Source organism: Vibrio sp., assembly GCF_050299255.1.
GTDB lineage: Bacteria > Pseudomonadota > Gammaproteobacteria > Enterobacterales > Vibrionaceae > Vibrio.
On record NZ_JBNKVP010000219.1, the window covers coordinates 1 to 512 of the forward strand.

The following is a 512-nucleotide window of genomic DNA, read 5'->3' on the forward strand; positions in this document are numbered from 1 at the left end:
AAAGCTCTACCCAGGCGATCAAGATGGCAAAGGCATCGCTGGTATTTTTGGACAACTTCATCGAATGAAATTAGCCAATCCTGATGTAAAAATCATTCCTTCTGTGGGTGGTTGGACGCTCTCTGATCCGCTTTATGAAATTGGGATCAATCCATCAGCAAGAAGTACTTTTGTAAACTCAATGATTCAATATTTGAGAGACTACCCAATCTTTGACGGCATCGATATCGACTGGGAATTCCCTGGTGGTGGTGGTGCCAACGGCAGTTTAGGTACGACACAAGATGGTGACGGTTTTGCCGATTTGATGATCGCGTTACGCGCGGCTCTGGATACACTCAGCCAAGAAACAGGCCGAACTTATGAGCTCACTGCGGCGGTTAGCGGTGGCGTCGAAAAGCTAAGTAAAATTAACTGGGAACGCGCGCACGTGCCGATGGATTACATCAACGTTATGGTTTACGACTATGCAGGCGCGTGGAACAATGAGCTCGGCCATCAAGCAGCGCTTT

Annotated in this window: 1 protein-coding gene; it reads left to right on the forward strand. The window is 47.9% G+C overall.

What is annotated here, in order from left to right:
- Positions 1-512 (forward strand): glycosyl hydrolase family 18 protein (locus tag ACQY6F_RS19105; RefSeq protein WP_428776712.1); only part of this gene is annotated, 512 nt, incomplete at both ends.